The organism is Herminiimonas contaminans (genome assembly GCF_015645465.1).
GTDB lineage: Bacteria > Pseudomonadota > Gammaproteobacteria > Burkholderiales > Burkholderiaceae_D > Oxalicibacterium > Oxalicibacterium contaminans.
In genome coordinates this window covers 1-18,920 of sequence record NZ_JADOEL010000021.1, presented here as the reverse complement: position 1 = coordinate 18,920, position 18,920 = coordinate 1, and the positions used below count along the sequence as shown (strand labels likewise).

Genomic DNA, 18,920 nt, shown 5'->3' with positions numbered 1-18,920 from the left:
CTTCTCTTCAGTTTTATCTGAGCCCCAGGCTCATGCGTGGTCAGGCTGGCAATTCCTGTGTAGAGTGGTGCCCACATCCCGGGCGTCCCGTCATGAATAACAACAGTGAGAGCAAGCATGCATACGGCAGATGAAGAACTATCGATACCCAAAGCCATCGTTACCAGTCGCGTAGCTCGCCTGCGCCTGTTGACGGGTTTGCTGCAGGGTGTGATCCTGTATGCGCTCTATCTCAGCCTGAAGGAGAAAGCCTGGCCTGCCACCAACGGCTATCTGTTTTCGCCGTTGACGATGATTTTTGTCTTCGTGCCTATCCTCTTCATCTCTGCGCTCGGACATCTGAACGCGCGTCGGATGTGGATCTGGATGATAGTCGCCGCCGTGATATGTGTGGTGATGGGTGTCTACGATATCTGGCGCATAGGCTATGTCGACAGCAATGATTTGTTCGGCGTGAACGGCGTCCGACGCACGCCTTCCACGCTGGTGCTGTTATTCGTTACCGGCGGTTTTTATATAGCGCATGCCTTGGTACTCGCCGCTGCGGCCGATGACAAACGCATCGCGCGTTACCCGACTTACTTTGAAACGGCGTGGAAGCTGATCATCCAGATCAAGTTCTCCATACTCTTTGTCGCCGTGCTGTGGCTGATCCTGTGGCTGGGCGCCACGCTGTTTATGCTGGTCAAGGTCAACTTCTTGCGAAAGTTGATGGAGCAATCCTGGTTTGTCATCCCGGTGATCACCTTTGCCTTCTCCACTGCTTTGCACATTACCGATGTGCGACCCGGCATCGTGCGAGGCATACGCAGCCTGTTGCTGGTACTGATGTCCTGGCTGTTGCCGATTACGGCCCTGATCGTGGGCGGCTTTTTGCTGACCTTGCCGTTCACCGGACTGGAACCGCTATGGGCCACGCGGCATGCGACATCGGTCTTGCTCGGTGCCAGCGCGACCCTGGTGATATTGATCAATGCGGCATTCCAGGGCGGCGAAGTCGGTAAGGAAGTCGCGCGCGTACTACGTATCAGCGCCCGGCTGGCCTGTGTACTGTTGTTGCCGATGACGCTGATCGCCATCTATTCGCTGACTTTGCGTGTGCAGCAATATGGCTGGAGCCATGATCGTGTGATTGCCGCCGCCTGTCTGTTGGTGGCCACTTGCTACGCCAGCGGTTATCTGTGGGCGGCACTGGAACGCGGAGTCTGGCTGGCGCGCATAGCGGCGGTCAATGTCCTGGCCTCCTTCCTGATCCTGGCGACACTGCTGGCACTGTTTACTCCGGTGGCAGATCCGGCGCGGATCTCCGTCGCTAATCAATTGGCACGCTTGCAGTCCGGCCAGGTCAGCGCGGATAAGTTTGATTTTGAATATCTCCGCTTTGAAGGGGCGCGCTACGGTGACAGAGCCTTGAAAGCGTTCAAGGAGAAAGCTGAAGGTCCGGACGCGGCGGTGATCAGCAAACGTGCGACTGCCGCGCTGGAAAAGAAAAATCGCTGGAGCCGCCAGAATCCGGATGCGAACAGCCAGTCGCGTGGCGCCAACATTACGGTCTGGCCGGAAGGTCAGACTTTGCCGGAAGCGTTCCTGAAACAGGACTGGGGCGATGGCGGGCGTAGTTATCTGCTGCCTGACTGTCTCAAGTTGCAGGACAGCAAATGCAATGGCTACATACTGGATTTGAACGGCGACGGCAAAACCGAGATCCTGTTGAAAAATGTGCAGGATTACGGCCAGTTAGTCGTGTTTGCGCAGCAAACCGATGGATCGTGGAAACCAGCCGGGACGATGACGGGTAACGCTGGCTGCAAGGAAGTGGCAGAAGCGCTGGCCGCTGGTCGCTTCCGCAGTACTACGCCGCTGTTCCAAGATCTGGAGGTGGCGGGTCAACGCCTGCACGTACAGCCGTGGCCGAGCGACCAGTTGAAATGCAACGCGCTGAGCGGAACAAACTGAGTCCTGCGGCAATATAGATACAAGTAATAGGGTTATCAGTTTTACTTCAAACTTTACTTTTAAATTTGTACTAGAATTTAAATCGAGTGGCTGCGTCACTGCAGCCCTTCATCAGGCGTCAACAACAACTCATTTTTATTAAGGGGAATTCGGCTGAACTCTTGAGTATCCAAGTTATCAAACGATGGGACCAAACTGAGAGATATAACGCAATCACTTGGAGGAAAAAAATGGATAAAGCACTGAAATCCTGTCCGTTCTGCGGCAGCAAGGCAGAACTGAAAGAAGCCCATTACCTTGAATCCGAATTGCCTTACAGCTACGTGCATTGCACGAGTGAAAGTTGCACCCTCAACCACAACACTGCGCATTTCAGCGGCAACACTGAAGCCAAGAATAGCGAAAACGCAGTAACTGCCTGGAACAAGCGGCTGGATATTCCCGCCGTACACCATTAGATAGTCATCTGTAACCACGATTAATGGCTTGGGCAACCAGGCCATTTTTATTTGTGCGCCCGTTTTTCGCATGCGATAGACAATAAAAAAGCCCGCCGTAGCGAGCTTTCTTGTTTCAGTCCGTTAGCATCAGATCAGGATGATCGCAGCCACGATGCCGAGCAGGATGGACCACTTCACCAAATAGTAAAGCGGCTTGTTGTAAGCCTTCAGTTTCTTGCCGTTGGCACGGATCGCATAGATATTCTTGAACGCGCGGTTCACGCCGCCGGTGCGATCTTCCATATCGTTAGGCGCTGCCGTGGCCGACATCACGGTGTTGCTGAACCAGTGGTTCACTGCTTGCGCCCAACCCCATTTCATCTTGCGTTCCAGATCGCAGAACAGAATGATGCGGTTCTTGTCGCTATTGTTGGCTGCCCAGTGGATATAGGTTTCATCAAAGATCACTGCTTCGCCGTCGCGCCAGCTGTAATCGACGCCATCCACATTGATGAAGCAGCGATCATCGTTAGGTGTAACCAGACCGAGGTGGTAGCGCAGCGAGCCGGAATACGGATCGCGGTGCTTGCCGAGGTCAGCGCCCGGTGGCAATTGCGCAAACATGGCCGCCTTGATGCAAGGGATCGAATCCAGGATTTCGACCGTGCGCGGGCAACGTGCGATCGCCGACGGGTGGCTGTCACCGTACCATTTCAGGTAGAAGCGGGTCCAGCCGCGACGGAAGAAGGAATTGAAGCCGGCGTCATCCATCTTGGCCGAAGCCTTGATGCCGCCTTCGCTTTGCAGCGCGACCGCTTCATCGCGGATGACTTCCCACTGGTCAGCCAGCTTCTTCAGTTCCGGATAGCTGTTTACATCATGGTAAGGCTTGTCCGGCAGGCTGGAGAACAGCGTCATGAACGCGTTGATAGGCGCCATGAAAGTCGAATGGTCGGTCGACTGGCGCAGCCATTTATGCCGTACCTTGCCGCGATAGTGCGTATAGCAAACGCTGGCCAGGAACAGCGTGATTAGAGTCCATTTAATCATTGGTAGAAATAGTACAGACAGGGCGAAAGGCAAATTGTACCCAACTGCAGCAGGCTGTGCAGAGAGTGTTGCAATCTGAACATTATCTTAACAATCTTGCCCAGAAAAAACGGACCGCGCCGACCATCAGGCCGGGGCGATCCGCAGTGTGGCTGCTGATGTGGGGATTTAAGCGACGGCTTGCAATACCTGGTTCAGCGTGGTGCTAGGGCGCATGGCCTTGCTGGCTTTGCTGGTGTCAGGATGGTAATAGCCACCGATATCGACCGGCTTGCCTTGAGCTGCCTTCAACTCGGCCACGATGGTGGCTTCGTTATCTTGCAGTGCTTGCGCCAGACCTTTGAACTGCACTTGCAAGGCTGGATCTTCGGTTTGTTCGGCCAATGCTTGCGCCCAGTACAGTGCCAGGTAGAAATGGCTGCCGCGGTTATCGAGGCCGCCGACCTTACGTGCTGGCGATTTGTCGGTATCGAGGAATTTGCCGGTTGCCTGATCCAGCGTTTTTGCCAGTACCAGCGCCTTGGCGTTGCCGTAAGCATTGCCGAGGTGTTCCAGCGAGGCTGCGAGCGCCATGAATTCGCCGAGCGAATCCCAGCGCAGGAAGTCTTCTTCAACGAATTGCTGCACGTGTTTCGGCGCCGAACCACCGGCACCGGTTTCGAACAAACCGCCACCTGCCATCAAAGGTACGATGGACAACATCTTGGCGCTGGTACCCAGCTCCATGATAGGGAACAAGTCGGTCAGGTAATCGCGCAAGACGTTACCGGTCACCGAAATAGTGTCCTTGCCCGCGCGTATGCGTTCGACCGAGAACTTGATCGCTTCGACTGGCGACAGGATGCGTAGGTCCAGGCCTTTGGTGTCGTGGTCTTTCAGGTAGTGATTCACTTTGGCGATGATTTGCGCATCGTGTGCACGTTGTGCATCCAGCCAGAACACAGCTGGAGTACCGGTAGCGCGGGCACGGTTGACGGCCAGCTTGACCCAGTCCTGGATAGACGCATCCTTGGTCTGGCACATACGGAACAAGTCACCTGCTTCGACTTTTTGCTCCAGCAAGACCTGGCCGTTTTCATCTGTCACACGCACGACGCCATCCGCTGCGAGCTGGAAGGTCTTATCGTGTGAACCGTATTCTTCAGCAGCTTGTGCCATCAGGCCGACGTTAGGCACGCTGCCCATGGTGACCGGATCGAACGGGCCATTTTGTTTGCAGTCGTCGATCACGACTTGATAGATACCGGCGTAGCAGCGATCAGGAATCACCGCTTTCGCATCCTGCAAGTCGCCAACAGCATTCCACATCTTGCCGGAATCGCGGATCATCGCAGGCATGGAAGCGTCGACGATGACGTCGCTAGGTACGTGCAGATTGGTAATGCCTTTGTCCGAATTCACCATCGCCAGTGGAGCGCGCAGGGTGTAAGCAGCTTCGACGTCGGCGATGATGGCAGTCTGGGTATCAGCTGGCAGGGCTTTGATGCGGGTGTACAGATCGCCGATGCCGTTGTTAGGATCGAAGCCGACTTGTTTCAATACTTCCGCGTGCTTGCTCAGCGCATCCTTGTAGAACACCGAAACCGCGTGGCCGAAGATGATAGGGTCGGACACCTTCATCATCGTTGCTTTCAAATGGATGGAAAACAGTACGCCTTGTGCCTTGGCATCGACGACCTGCGCTTCGATGAAGCTGCGCAAGGCATTGCGGCTCATGACCGCTGCATCAATGATCTCGCCTGCTTTAACGACGGTCTTTTCTTTCAGTACGGTTTTGCTGCCATCCGCTGCAAACAATTCGATCTTCACATTGCCTGCTTGCGCGATCAGTGCGGATTTTTCGCTGCCGTAGAAGTCGCCGTTGCTCATGTGGGCTACATGCGCTTTTGAATCCTTGGACCAGGCACCCATTTTGTGTGGATGTTTGCGTGCGTAATTTTTTACCGACAAAGGTGCGCGGCGATCAGAGTTGCCTTCGCGCAGTACCGGATTGACCGCACTGCCTTTGATCTTGTCGTAGCGTGCTTTGGCATCTTTTTCTTCCGGGGTCTTCGCTTCATCCGGATAGGACGGCAGCTTGTAGCCCTGATATTGCAGTTCCTTGATGGCGGCTTTCAGTTGCGGGATCGAGGCGCTGATGTTGGGCAGCTTGATGATATTGGCTTCCTGCTTGGTCGCCAGTTCGCCGAGTTCGGCCAGTGCCGGTGCGATTTTTTGTTTGTCGTCCAGGTAGTCGGGGAAGGCGGCGAGGATACGGCCAGCCAGCGAGATGTCGCGGGTTTCCACGGCGATACCGGAAGAACGGGTAAAGGTTTCGACGATAGGAAGTAATGAGTACGTTGCCAGCGCAGGTGCTTCGTCAGTGAGGGTGTAGATAATCTTTGAGCGTGCTGACATGGGTCATTTCCTATAGTGCGGAGGTAAAGAAATATCAAAGCAAGGAGCGGCTCTTGCCGTGATCGATGCGATGACACGTTAGTGTGGAACATCTGCTGTATGCCCGGGTCGCCATCCACGACGGTTACACGAGCATATTGTTACTACTTGCCGCTGCAGGGACGGCTGAGTATCACACGGGTCTCTTGATGGCAGATCTGTGGTCGCCAATTCGGTTTCAGTGTGACTGGAACCCCAAATTGTACCCAACTGTGGTCGCAAGCGCATACCAGACTGCTTATTGTGACAAATCCACAAGAGTTATATGGGTTTGCGCGGGTAGAACCAGTGTTCGCAAAGCCCCGCCTGACCTTTCGGGAAGCGTCCTATTCTCCGCGACTCAGACGGAGATGAATACTGGCTAGCTGATAGGCATCGTCACAGGCGGGGAATAACCATATGAACGGGATACATTGGGTAAAGCCGGTAGCGCTGCTGTTGGCACTCATGCTGGTCGTGCCGTCGGCATGGGCGTGCAGCGAACTGATTGGCATGTATGAGCCGTGGCGAGGTGCCGAAACCCAATATCGCGTGAAGCGGCAAAAGAACAGATTTGTACTGATGCAACGCGAGGCCAAGTCAGAGCGCTGGAACATCGTCGAGTCTTCGGCAAAACGGTTGTCGCCAGATGAAATAGCGCGCAGGTTTGGTCTGGATACGGATAGCAATTCATGCGCGATAGAGTATCGCAGTGGTGTGTTGGTGAAGACTTTTATAGGCGCGCGCTATGTACGACAAGCGGGCCAGCAACACTCACCCATCTTGATGCCTAGCAAGACCGGCGTAGTATTGTTTCCGGTAGATGGACCTGCAGAAATGTGGGGTAAGGATATTTATCCGCTGCAGGAGTGATGCGACTGGGGTTCCGCAAGCAGACGGAACCCTGGCCGAGATAGTTACTTGCCGATACAGAAGCGACTGAAAATCACACCAAGCAAATCATCCGAAGTGAATTCACCGGTAATGCTGGACAGACGTTCCTGCGCCAGACGCAATTCTTCAGCGAATAGATCGAGTGCCGGATCAGTTGCTTCGCTATCGTGCGCCGCATGCTGTGCTGCTATTTCCAGATGATCATGCGCTGCTTTCAACGCGATCAAGTGACGTTCGCGTGCGAGGTATAGCGATTCACCGGTTTGCTGCCAGCCGATCAGGCGCAACAATTCACCACGCAATAAATCCATACCCTGCAAATCAGTTGCCGAGACATAGATGTGGGTCGAATCCGGCATGCGGTCGATCGCAGGGCGGTGACCCGACAAGTCGATCTTGTTCCAGATGCGCATGACCGGGATGTTTTCCGGGAAGCGTTCGACGATTTGTTCATCCGCACGGGTCGGGCCGCGGCTGGCGTCCAGCATGTGGATGATGACGTCGGCTGTTTTTACTGCGGCCCAGGTGCGTTCGATACCAATGCGCTCTACTTCATCTGTTGCATCGCTGGCGTCACGGATACCGGCGGTATCGATCACATTGACCGGTATGCCTTCGATCTGGATGGTTTCGATGACTTTGTCGCGGGTGGTGCCAGCGATGGCGGTGACGATGGCGACATCGCTGCCGGCTAGCGCATTGAGCAACGAAGATTTGCCGACGTTCGGTTGTCCGGCCAGCACGATGTTGAGACCGTCGCGCAACAAGGCACCCTGCGAAGCCTGCGCAAAAACCGCTTGCAGTGCTTCACGTATGCCAGTGAGTTGACCGCGCGCGTCGGATTTTTCCAGGAAGTCGATTTCTTCTTCCGGGAAATCCAGCGTGGCTTCGACCAGCATGCGCAGGTTGGTAATCTTGTCGACCAGTTCCTGGATGGTTTTGGAGAATGCGCCGGACAGTGATTGCGAGGCGGATTTGGCTGCAGCTTCGGTCGATGCCTCGATCAGGTCGATGACGCCTTCGGCTTGCGCCAGGTCCAGTTTGTCGTTGAGGAAGGCGCGGTGTGTGAATTCACCTGGTTGCGCCATGCGCAAACCGATGTCCGCACCTGCTTCCAGGCAGCGAGTCAGCAACATTTGCAAAACCACCGGGCCGCCGTGGCCCTGCAGTTCCAGCACGTCTTCGCCGGTATAGGAATGTGGTGCCTTGAAGTACAGCGCCAGACCCTGGTCGATCACGCTGCCATCAGCGTTGACGAAGTTGGTGAAAGTGGCATGCCGTGGCTGGAGTTCGGCACCTTTGGTGGCGCACACTGCCTCGACGATGGAAGAGATATTTTTACCGGAGACGCGTACGACGCCGATGCCGCCACGGCCTGGTGCGGTGGCGATTGCTGCGATGGGGGAAGAGTCAAAGTTCATGCAGCAATTCTATAGTGAGTTCAGATATTTTAGGCAACAAAAAAGCCCGCAAACAACACGGGCTTTTTTTATATACGGTAATCAGCGATTACCGGCATGCAGTTTTAGTTGGTACCCATCTTTTTGCCGATGGTCCATTGCTGCGCAATCGACAGGATGTTGTTGACTACCCAGTACAGCACCAGACCGGCCGGGAAGAAGAAGAACATCAGCGAGAATGCGATCGGCATGAACATCATCACTTTAGCCTGGATAGGATCCGGTGGTGTCGGGTTCAGCTTGGTCTGGATGAACATCGAAACCGCCATCAGGATAGGCAGGATACCAATGGTCAGGTGGAACGAACCGATCATGTAGGAGCCGAACAGTACGTCAGGCGACGCCAGATCGGTAATCCACAGCCATGGTGCATTGCGCATTTCGACGCTGGCCAGCAGTACCCAGTACAGCGAAATGAAGACCGGGATCTGGATCAGGATAGGCATACAGCCACCCAGCGGATTGATCTTCTCTTTCTTGTACAGCTCCATCATGGCCGCATTCATTTTTTGCGGCTCATTTTTGTACTTGGTACGGATTTCGGTCATTTTTGGCGTGACCAGTTTCATCTTCGCCATACTGCGATAGCTGGCTGCTGACAATGGGAAGAACGCCAGTTTGATGACGATGGTCAACACGATAATGGTCCAGCCCCAGTTGCCGAGCAATTGGTGGATCTGGATCATCAGCCAGAAAATCGGACGTGCGATGACGGTCAGCCAGCCATAGTCCTTGACCAGTTCAAAGCCAGGAGCCACGGCTTCCAGACGTTTCGATTCTTGTGGGCCGGAGTACAGCGTAGCGTCCATCGATCCGGTTGCGCCAGGAGCGACAGCGCCCATAGGCATGATCGCGCCGACTGCGTACAGATTGGTTGCCAGTTTCTTGGTGAAGTATTCACGTGGCGCATCGGCCGGTGGTACGAACGCCGAAACGAAGTAATGCTGCACCATCGCGATCCAGCCGCTGTCGGCTTTCAGGACGTGCTCAATCTTGCCTTTTTCGATCGATTCGAAGCTGACTTTCTGGAACTTGTCGGTATTCGAGTAGACCGCAGGACCAGTGAAGGTGCTGTAGAACATCGATTCATTGTTCAGCTTGGAACCGTCGCGTACCAGTTGCAGGTAGAGCGATGGGTTAATAGGCGCAGCGGTTTTGTTGACGACGTCATGCTTGATGTCGATCTTGTATTCGCCGCGCTTGAAAGTGTAGGTCTTGACCAGTTTCACGCCGCTTTGTTCGGCTTCCAGTACCAGTTGAACCTGATCACCGCTTTCCAGTGTGCGTGGACCCGGACGTACGGTGAAGACTGATTTATGGTTAGGATACGCGCCGCCGATCAGGCCGGTCTGGCCGAGGTAAGTACGTGGCGGAGTCGAATCAAACAAGACCACGTCTTTGGTCGAATCCGAGCTTTCGTGGTGGGTCAGCAATTCCAGGTGACGGATTTCGCCGCCGACGGTATCGATGTCAACCTTGATCAGGTCAGTGGTGATGGTAACCACTTCGCTTTTTGTTGCTGCTGTGGCAGCGTCAGTTGGTACGCCGCTGGCATTTGCCTGCTGTGCACTGCTGGAAGTCGGAACGTCTGCGGTTGGGGCTGAGGCCGTTTTACCGTCGTCGGTGGCAGCAGGTTTGGCTGCTTGCGTGGTCGGATTGTCGAAGAAGATCGATGGTTTGCCGGTATAGCGGTTGTAGTTGTCCCACAGCATTAGCAGTGAAAACGAGAACACAACCCACAGGACGGTACGTTTGATATCCATAAGTGTCTTAATCAGTAATCAGGAATGGCCGCAACCGCAAGCGGTTGTAGAAGTTTTGGACGATGATTTTTTGGGTACCGGATCAAGGCCTCCGGCATGCCACGGATGGCATTTGCACAAGCGTCTGGCCGCCAAAAAGCTGCCCTTCAGTGCACCGTGCTCTTCAAGAGCCTCGATAGCATAGCTGGAGCAGCTTGGATAAAAGCGACAATTTTGTCCGAGAAACGGGCTGATGCCCAATTGGTAAGCACGTACCAGTAACTGCAAGATCGTTTTCATTTGTTCGCCTCCGGCAAACGCTGCGAAACACCTTGATGCAGACTTAGAGAAGCAAACAGTCGCGTCAATTCTTCCCGTAATGCGGCTTTCAGGCTGGCCGTAGTGGCTGGCCCTTTTTTCGAATTAACAGGTTGCGACAGACGAACGATGCAATCGATGGACGGCAATGCCGTTTGTCGGAACAGCTCCCGCGTCACGCGCTTGATCGTATTACGAGTCACGGCACGTGGCGCGAAGCGCTTGGCTGCTACCACACCCAGACGGGCGTGTGGCAGATCGGTCTGACGTGTATACAGCACGAAGTGTGCGGTACGTTGCACGGGTCGCAAACGAAAAACGGATGAAAATTCATCCGTTTTAACGATCCGCCGATCGCGTGCAAAGTCGAGCGAACGATCGCCGGTCACGCCATTCGCTTAAGCAGCGAGGCGCTTACGGCCTTTGGCGCGACGTGCATTGAGCACAGCGCGGCCACCGCGGGTTGCCATACGGACGCGAAAGCCATGGGTGCGCTTGCGGCGTACGACGGAAGGTTGGTAAGTACGTTTCATGTTGGTCTCGCTAATCAGCAAATAATATAAATCGGAACATCACGCGCCCATCGCCAAATTTCTGGGCAGCTGGTGCATGCTGATGCCTGACTGGCGACAACACAACTTACCAACATCCTGGGTAGTGAACCCTGAATTAGACAGCATTTTCCGCTTCCCTGTCAATCACTTAGCATACTTTTAGTAGGAAAGTACACATTGAAATAAGCGCCTGGCCTGTGGATAACTTTGCCGGTCAAGGGTAGAATAGGACTACATGTGGCGCGCCGCCCGGCATATAAATAGACCATCCCTGGGCGCCGCAGCAACACCCCCGAACAAATTCACGTAGAAGATTCATGGAAAATTTCTGGCAGACCTGCTCCGCCCAGTTGGAGCAGGAATTGACGCCTCAACAATATAGTGCGTGGATTAAGCCACTCGCTCCGCTTGATTACGAGGACGGCACCTTGCGCATCGCCGCGCCGAATCGTTTCAAGCTGGACTGGGTAAAAACCCAGTTCGCGAGTCGCATCACCACCCTGGCCACCCAATTCTGGGAAATGCCGGTGGACGTACAGTTTGTCCTGGATCCGCGCCTGACTGCGGCCCGCAAGCCGACCGCAGCCGCCAGTATTGCTCCGTCGCAATCCGATGATGTGCCGGCCAGTGTGCTCGAACCGATTCCGTCGAACGCCAGTGAAGCGACCCCGCGTCGTGATCAAAGCCGTATTAATACAGCACTGACATTTGACAGTTTCGTCACCGGCAAAGCCAACCAATTGGCGCGCGCGGCAGCAATCCAGGTCGCCAATAATCCCGGCAGTTCATACAACCCGCTGTTCTTATATGGCGGCGTCGGCCTCGGTAAAACCCACTTGATCCATGCCATCGGCAACCAGGTGCTGGCTGACAATCCTGACGTCAAAATCCGCTATATTCACGCAGAACAGTACGTTCGCGACGTAGTGACCGCTTACCAACGTAAGGGTTTTGACGACTTCAAGCGCTACTACCACTCACTCGATCTGTTGCTGATCGACGACATCCAGTTCTTTGGCGGCAAGAGCCGCACGCAGGAAGAATTCTTCTATGCGTTCGAAGCGCTGATCGCGGCCAAGAAGCAAATCATCATCACCAGCGACACCTATCCGAAAGAAATTACGGGTATGGATGATCGCCTGATTTCACGTTTCGATTCGGGTTTGACGGTCGCCGTCGAACCACCGGAACTGGAAATGCGGGTTGCTATTTTGCTCAAAAAAGCGGTGCAGGAAGGTGTGACCTTCTCCGATGACGTGGCGTTTTTTGTTGCCAAACATTTACGTTCCAACGTCCGCGAACTCGAAGGCGCGTTGCGCAAGATTCTTGCTTACTCCCGTTTCCATGGCAAAGACATCACGATTGAAGTTGTCAAGGATGCATTAAAAGACCTGTTATCGGTGCAAAATCGTCAGATCTCGGTAGAGAACATCCAAAAGACCGTGGCTGACTTTTTTAATATCAAAGTGGCGGATATGTACTCCAAAAAACGCCCTGCGAATATTGCCCGACCACGTCAGATAGCGATGTACCTTGCTAAAGAATTAACGCAAAAAAGCTTGCCCGAAATTGGTGAGTTGTTTGGCGGACGTGACCATACGACGGTCTTGCACGCAGTTCGCAAGATCGCCGCGGATCGTGGCAAGAGCCCGGAATGCAACCATGAGTTGCACGTGCTTGAGCAAACCTTGAAGGGTTAAGCACTGAAATCGCTGCTGCCTATCGGCCTGTGGATAACTTTGTGGATATCCGTGGGATAAGTGGTGGATATCCGGTGCATAAGTAAGAAGAAGGACAAAATCGCGGCAAACCGGCTTTTAGACGGGTGTTTCTGTCAAAATACGGGGTGTTGTAGAGTATGCCTCCGGTTAAAAATGCCGCGTTCCTTTCCCTCTGTATTTATCCAGGCGGAAATGGAATGAAGGCCAAAAAGAATGCCGGTCGACGTGCGCGAAATCAGTCTCTATATATAGAGTGCCGATGAAGTGCATCAGGCATGGGTTTCACTGAATACCGTATTCGTTTAACTATCGATAAGGATCTAACTATGCAATTGGTCAAAACCCAACGAGACGCGCTGTTACGTCCGCTGCAGATTGTGAGTGGTATTGTCGAGCGTCGGCACACATTGCCGATTCTGGCCAATATCCTCATACGCAAGGATGGCGAGAGAGTCTCTTTCCTGTCGACCGACATCGAAGTGCAGATCACCACGCACGCCCAAGTCGGCAGCGGCAACGACGTTGCATCGACCACGGTTGCTGCACGTAAATTGCTCGACATCTTGCGCGCGCTGCCGGACTCCGGCGACGTTTCGCTGACACTCGCTAACAAGCGCATGACCGTGCAATCGGGCAAATCCCGTTTCGCATTGCAGACCCTGGCGGCAGAAGAATTCCCTACCGTGGCCCAGGCTGAGCAATACAACGCCAAAGTCACGCTGCCGCAAAAAACCTTGAAGCACCTGTTCAACATGGTGCACTTCTCGATGGCGCAGCAAGACATCCGTTACTACCTCAATGGTCTGTTGCTCGTCGTTGACGGCAAGAACGTCATCGCCGTGGCGACCGACGGTCACCGTCTGGCGTTCTGCCAGGTCGCAACCGAGCAGGAATTCCCGCGTCAGGAAGTCATCATCCCGCGCAAAACCATCATCGAACTGCAACGCCTGCTGGAAGAAAACGATCAGCCAGTCGATCTGGAAATCGCCAACAACCAGGTCAAGCTGACCTTTGGCGATATCGAACTGATCTCCAAACTGGTAGAAGGCAAGTTCCCGGATTACACCCGCGTCGTACCTAAGGGTTACAAAAACAACTTCACCATCGGCCGAGATGCGCTGCTGCGTTCGTTGCAACGTGCTGCGATCATGACCTCGGACAAGTTCAAAGGCGTGCGTTGCATCATGAGCCCGGGCAGCATGAAAATCAGCTCGACCAATGCCGACCAGGAAGAAGCAGTCGAAGAAATCGAAATCGATTACGGCGGCGATAGCGTCGATATCGGCTTCAACGTGACTTACCTGCTGGACGTATTGAACAACCTCAAAGGCGACAGCATCAACATCGCCCTCGGCGACGCTAACTCGTCAGCACTGATCACCGTGCCGGACAATCCGGACTTCAAATACGTCGTCATGCCGATGCGTATTTAAGGCCCGGAACCAGAGGTAAAAAGGGGATAAAACGCTTTAAAAACAGCACTTTGCCCCCATGTAGAAAAGATCGCAAAGCACGCACCATCCTTGTTTTGTTGCACTGAATAAAGATGGTCCGGCTTTGCCGTAGTAGCACATAGTTTTGCAGCAATTTTTTGTAGTTAAGTCATAGCCAGTATGTGTGAGGTCAAGCCAGCCAGCGCGTAAGCCGCGCAAGCCAGTTCTTCTTCAGGAGAAACCGGACAGGTCAGCCTCTTTGAGTAACCGCCAGGTATTCAAACCCGCCTTCCGTCCACACTCCCACAGCAGGTCTATGACTTAGTAACCGTTATTAAAGGTAACCATGTCCGCGATCCCTAACGACAACGCCCCACAGCCGCAATCCGCTCAATACGGTGCGTCCTCCATCCAGATCCTCGAAGGGCTGGAAGCGGTGCGCAAGCGCCCAGGTATGTACATTGGTGATACGTCGGACGGTACCGGTCTGCACCACTGCGTGTTCGAAGTGCTGGACAACTCCATCGATGAAGCGCTGGCCGGTCACTGCACCGACATCCACGTCACCATCCACTCGGACAATTCCATCTCCATCACTGACAACGGCCGCGGTATTCCGACCGGCATCAAATGGGATGACAAGCACGAGCCTAAACGCAGCGCGGCAGAAATCGTCATGACCGAACTGCACGCAGGCGGCAAATTCGATCAAAACGCATACAAAGTCTCCGGCGGTTTGCACGGTGTGGGTGTCTCTTGCGTCAACGGCTTATCCAAGCTGCTGCGCCTGACCATCCGTCGCGATGGCAAAAAACATCAAATGGAATTCGTGCGCGGTGTACCGCAAAACCGTGAACTCGAAACCATAGACGGCATGGTCGTCTCTCCGATCAAAGTCATAGGCGATACCGAAAAGCGCGGTACCGAAGTGCACTTCTGGGCGGATGAAGAAATCTTCACCAACGTCGAATTCCACTACGACATCCTGGCCAAGCGTATCCGCGAACTGTCCTTCCTCAATAACGGCGTGCACATCAAGCTTAGCGATCAGCGCACCGGCAAGGAAGAAGACTTCGCATTCGAAGGCGGCACCCGTGGCTTCGTTGAATACATCAACAAAGCCAAGAGCGTCCTGCACCCGACCATCTTCCAGGCAACTGGCGAACGTATGTCGGACCAGAACACCAACATCACGGTTGACGTCTCCATGCAATGGAACGACGCCTACAACGAACAAGTACTCTGCTTCACCAACAACATTCCGCAACGCGACGGTGGTACTCACCTCACCGGCCTGCGCGCGGCGATGACACGCGTCATCAACAAATACATCGACGAACACGAATTCGCGAAAAAAGCCAAAGTGGAAATCAGCGGCGACGACATGCGCGAAGGCCTGACCTGCGTACTGTCGGTCAAAGTACCTGAGCCTAAATTCAGCTCGCAAACCAAAGACAAACTGGTATCGAGCGAAGTGCGTGGCCCGGTCGAAGAAATCGTTGCGAAGACACTGGCTGACTACCTGCAGGAAAAACCAAACGACGCCAAAATCATCTGCGGCAAAATCGTGGAAGCAGCACGTGCACGTGAAGCAGCGCGTAAAGCGCGTGACCTCACCCGTCGCAAAGGCGTGATGGACGGCCTCGGCCTCTCAGCCAAGCTGGCTGACTGCCAGGAAAAAGATCCGGCACTGTGCGAACTCTACGTAGTCGAAGGTGACTCCGCGGGCGGCTCGGCCAAACAAGGTCGCGACCGTAAATTCCAGGCCATCCTGCCACTGCGCGGTAAAGTCCTCAACGTTGAAAAAGCCCGCTTTGAAAAAATGCTGGCCAGCGAACAAATCACCACCCTGATCGCAACGCTGGGTACCAGTATCGGTGCCGACGAATTCAACATCGAGAAACTGCGTTACCACCGCATCATCATCATGACCGATGCGGACGTCGACGGCGCGCACATCCGCACCCTGCTGCTCACCCTGCTGTATCGTCAGATGCCACAACTGGTAGAGCGCGGCCACGTCTACATCGCGCAACCGCCGCTGTACAAGGTCAAGCACGGCAAGGACGAACGTTATCTGAAAGATGACGTGGAAGAAGCTGTCTACATGATGCAAATCGCATTGAACGACGCAGCACTCATTCCTGCTGAAGGCGCACAACCGATTGCTGGTGATGCACTGGCTGAGCTCGTACGCCAGTACAACATGGCCAACGCCATCATCAACCGCCTCACCCGCGCAGTAGACGGTGCTGCCCTCACCGCCATCATGACAGGCGTCACGCTGGACCTGAGCTCGGTCAGCGCAGCACAAGAATCGGCACAGCGCCTGCAAGACGGTATTAACGAACCATCGGTCACCGTCACCGTGAAATCGGATGAACTGTCCGACAAACACACACTGCGCATCCAGCGCATGTACCACGGCAACGTCAAGGTCAGCAGCATAGACACCGACTTCGTCAACGGCTCTGACTACACCGTACTGGCCGCTGCAGCAGCAACCTTCAAAGGCCTCATCGGTCCAGGCGCTATCGTGCAGCGTGGTGCTGGCGACAAAGCCAAAGTATCGGCAGTCAGCGACTTCCACCAGGCGATGAACTGGCTGCGCAGCGAAGCAGAACGTAACGTCGGCAAACAACGCTACAAAGGTCTGGGTGAAATGAATCCAGAGCAGCTGTGGGAAACAACAATGGACCCAGCTGTACGCCGCTTGTTAAAAGTGCAGATCGAAGACGCGATTGCTGCGGATCAGATCTTCACTACCTTGATGGGTGATGACGTGGAACCACGTCGGGCGTTTATTGAGTTGAATGCGCTTTCGGCGGGGAATATTGATATTTGATTTGGAAGATTTTTAAAATATTTGAAAAATTCTCACGTAAATAACAAAAGGCCCCATTTGGGGTCTTTTGTTATTTGGCAGAGGAACTGAAGGCTTTGCATCAGCAAATTAGAAGCGTTGAGAAGACTTATTAAATTTGCGTTGCCCTCAATTTGGATTTGAATGGTCTGGAGATATGTAGATGGTTACATTCAAGACAAAAGTACGGGCATATAATTTTGTCGATAGAAAAAATCGTTAAGAGCACTACTGCCCATGATTAACTGTCCGCTGGTTTCAACATAGTGCCTGGTTTCCCCAGATACATCGGTTGCTTTTCTCCAGGGTATAGCGGAAGCCACTCTTTGTCTTTCTCGCCGATTTTGTGGTGATACTCTGTAGAAGAGAGTACGAGTTGGCCGCCAAATTTTTCACAGATACCTTCAAGTTTTTCCAGATAGTTAGTGAGATCTTGGCCATCTAACTCGTTTTGTTTGGGTGTGTCGAGAATCATAAAACGGAATGGCCGATCTGGTGCTTCCAAGTAAGCTTGGAAAATTGCAGCATGAATTGCAAGAATTAAACGATTGCGTGTGCTACCGCCGATTACGTCCAATGGTTCAGGGCCGAACTTGAACTTGAAGCTCGTATCAATATCGATATCGCGAGAGATGTTTAGTGTCTCAAGTGTATCTAACCATTCAATTAGATACTCACGTACTTTTGAGCGTAGCTTGCTAAACTCGAAGTCTGCTTTCGAATTATTTTTAAGATTTGAAATTCGATCCTGAAGGCTTGCTCGTTCATTCTCGAACTGTATGTATTTGCGCCGCTCCTCAGCTAATGATTCCACTATGATGCGCTTCTGTTCAATCTCCAGTAGTTCTTTCGTAAGAGATTGGACGGTAGTGACTAGATGATCAATCGCCGCATGTTGTGGTCGATCATTCATTTTCGACAAAATCAATAAGCGCTCAGCCTCATCTTCGTCGATCCGGCGTTCAAGTTCTTCTTGCAAGACCTCCGCACGTGCGGAGTTCGATTCTAGATCTTTGATTTGATCTTTCAAATACATCAGATTTTTCGCGTACGACTCCGAGCTTGAAAAAAAGAGCCCGCAATCGGAACGACTGCAGATATCACCGCCAAAGAATTCAAAGGCTCGTTTCGATTCTTCATTGAGTGAAAGTGTTCTAATTTCCCCGTCAATTTCTCCTCGAATAGAATCAATTCCTGCAATACGGGTGCGAAGGTCAAATTGCTGACGTTTAGCTATGCGTAGCTTCTCCTCCTTTGCGTTCAGAAGATCACGCAGCGCATCATCAGCAGCACTCTTTGTGTCTACGGTATCCTTTAATTCACTAAGCTGAGATGAAATCAACGAAGAGCGCCCGTCACGTTCCGCTCTAGCAGTCGGGGAATCGTCAACTCGTTCAGATAGGTCCGCAACGATTTTTTGTTGATAAACGACTCGCCGTTGTGCTGCTTCCAATTCGTCTTGGGCCTTAAGAAGATCTTTCTTCGCTGAGTAAGAGTTTTTAGGCCCGAGACCGAAGGCGAACCGGATCATTTCAACGTGTTGGTCTTGAACGAAGTTGGCCGACGCTTTGTAGGGGTCTAGGTAACCGCCATCTTGTTTAGCGTAAAAGATTGGCAGTACAGTAGAAATATAAGGTTTTGTTGGAGAACGATCTGTCCCAATCAATACTGGTTCGTTCAGCCGAAGTGTTTGAAACAGAGTTGTCGAAAAATCTCCTTCACTGAAAAATTCCTTGGTATTTCCATCAACTTCAACTGTCAGATGAAAATCATTGCTCATCTCACGACGAGTTGTGAAAATATTGCCACCATGTTCAAAGGTCAGCACTGCTTCTAAGCAATTGTCACGAATATCTGTTCTGAACTTAGTGTGAAATCCCAAGCAAAAAGCAATAGCTTGAACTATCGGTGTCTTTCCGCTTCCATTTGGTGCGTAGAGCGAGGTAGGGTAATCCCCCCATTTTTAAAGCGACTTGAGAGTAGAGACTATGCGGCCAGGGCCAGTTTCTGTTTTGGGGTGATGCCTCCGATGGCCATGTTGGGGCGTTCGTGATTATAGGTCCATAGCCAGCGG

Annotated in this window: 13 protein-coding genes and 1 pseudogene; 6 read left to right on the top strand and 8 right to left on the bottom strand. The window is 53.1% G+C overall.

Translation table 11 applies throughout. From position 1 onward, the window contains the following. Positions 1-117 precede the first annotated feature (117 nt). Entirely contained in the window at positions 118-1,956 is a 1,839-nt protein-coding gene (locus IXC47_RS17880) for a DUF4153 domain-containing protein (RefSeq protein WP_195876570.1), read from the top strand. Positions 1,957-2,186: 230 nt separating this feature from the next. Further along, entirely contained in the window at positions 2,187-2,414 is a 228-nt protein-coding gene (locus IXC47_RS17875; protein ID WP_175624414.1) for a Lar family restriction alleviation protein, read from the top strand. A gap of 129 nt (positions 2,415-2,543) precedes the next feature. Here IXC47_RS17875 and lpxO read toward each other — a convergent pair whose 3' ends face one another. Beyond that, positions 2,544-3,443: a lipid A hydroxylase LpxO gene (gene lpxO / locus IXC47_RS17870; RefSeq protein WP_326838427.1), complete on the bottom strand. Its 900-nt coding sequence runs from the start codon at positions 3,441-3,443 to the stop codon at positions 2,544-2,546. A gap of 171 nt (positions 3,444-3,614) precedes the next feature. Beyond that, entirely contained in the window at positions 3,615-5,843 is a 2,229-nt protein-coding gene (locus tag IXC47_RS17865; protein WP_195876568.1) for an NADP-dependent isocitrate dehydrogenase, read from the bottom strand. 438 nt (positions 5,844-6,281) lie between these two features. Between IXC47_RS17865 and IXC47_RS17860 the strand changes: the two genes are divergently transcribed. After that, positions 6,282-6,734 carry a hypothetical protein gene (locus IXC47_RS17860; RefSeq protein ID WP_195876567.1) on the top strand — a complete coding sequence of 151 codons (453 nt, stop codon included), beginning with the start codon at positions 6,282-6,284 and terminating at the stop codon, positions 6,732-6,734. A gap of 44 nt (positions 6,735-6,778) precedes the next feature. Here the strand turns inward: IXC47_RS17860 and mnmE are convergent, their stop codons facing one another. From mnmE to rpmH, 5 genes are all read right to left on the bottom strand, one after another. Beyond that, entirely contained in the window at positions 6,779-8,176 is a 1,398-nt protein-coding gene (gene mnmE / locus IXC47_RS17855) for a tRNA uridine-5-carboxymethylaminomethyl(34) synthesis GTPase MnmE (RefSeq protein ID WP_195876566.1), read from the bottom strand. Positions 8,177-8,280: 104 nt separating this feature from the next. Continuing rightward, positions 8,281-9,978, bottom strand: a complete 1,698-nt coding sequence (yidC, locus tag IXC47_RS17850) for a membrane protein insertase YidC (protein ID WP_195876565.1) — start codon at positions 9,976-9,978, stop codon at positions 8,281-8,283. Between the two features lie 18 nt (positions 9,979-9,996). Further along, positions 9,997-10,257, bottom strand: coding sequence for a membrane protein insertion efficiency factor YidD (gene yidD / locus IXC47_RS17845; protein WP_175624408.1), 261 nt, complete (start codon positions 10,255-10,257; stop codon positions 9,997-9,999). Continuing rightward, positions 10,254-10,664, bottom strand: a complete 411-nt coding sequence (gene rnpA, locus IXC47_RS17840) for a ribonuclease P protein component (RefSeq protein ID WP_012081531.1) — start codon at positions 10,662-10,664, stop codon at positions 10,254-10,256. Before rnpA ends, yidD begins: the two co-directional genes overlap by 4 nt. A gap of 9 nt (positions 10,665-10,673) precedes the next feature. Further along, complete coding sequence (gene rpmH, locus IXC47_RS17835; protein WP_011872825.1) at positions 10,674-10,808, bottom strand: 50S ribosomal protein L34; 135 nt, start codon at positions 10,806-10,808, stop codon at positions 10,674-10,676. 338 nt (positions 10,809-11,146) lie between these two features. Here rpmH and dnaA point away from each other — a divergent pair, with 338 nt between their 5' ends. The 3 genes from dnaA to gyrB all read left to right on the top strand — a co-directional run bounded on the left by dnaA (position 11,147) and on the right by gyrB (position 16,828). Beyond that, positions 11,147-12,529 (top strand): chromosomal replication initiator protein DnaA, encoded by a 1,383-nt coding sequence (dnaA, locus tag IXC47_RS17830; protein ID WP_195876564.1) that lies wholly within the window; start codon positions 11,147-11,149, stop codon positions 12,527-12,529. Positions 12,530-12,876: 347 nt separating this feature from the next. Further along, positions 12,877-13,983 carry a DNA polymerase III subunit beta gene (dnaN, locus tag IXC47_RS17825; protein ID WP_011979228.1) on the top strand — a complete coding sequence of 369 codons (1,107 nt, stop codon included), beginning with the start codon at positions 12,877-12,879 and terminating at the stop codon, positions 13,981-13,983. Positions 13,984-14,329: 346 nt separating this feature from the next. Then, complete coding sequence (gyrB, locus tag IXC47_RS17820; protein WP_175624406.1) at positions 14,330-16,828, top strand: DNA topoisomerase (ATP-hydrolyzing) subunit B; 2,499 nt, start codon at positions 14,330-14,332, stop codon at positions 16,826-16,828. Positions 16,829-17,087: 259 nt separating this feature from the next. Here the strand turns inward: gyrB and IXC47_RS17815 are convergent. Beyond that, positions 17,088-18,779 (bottom strand): annotated as a pseudogene (locus IXC47_RS17815) (hypothetical protein); the annotation flags it as partial. Positions 18,780-18,920: the final 141 nt, after the last annotated feature.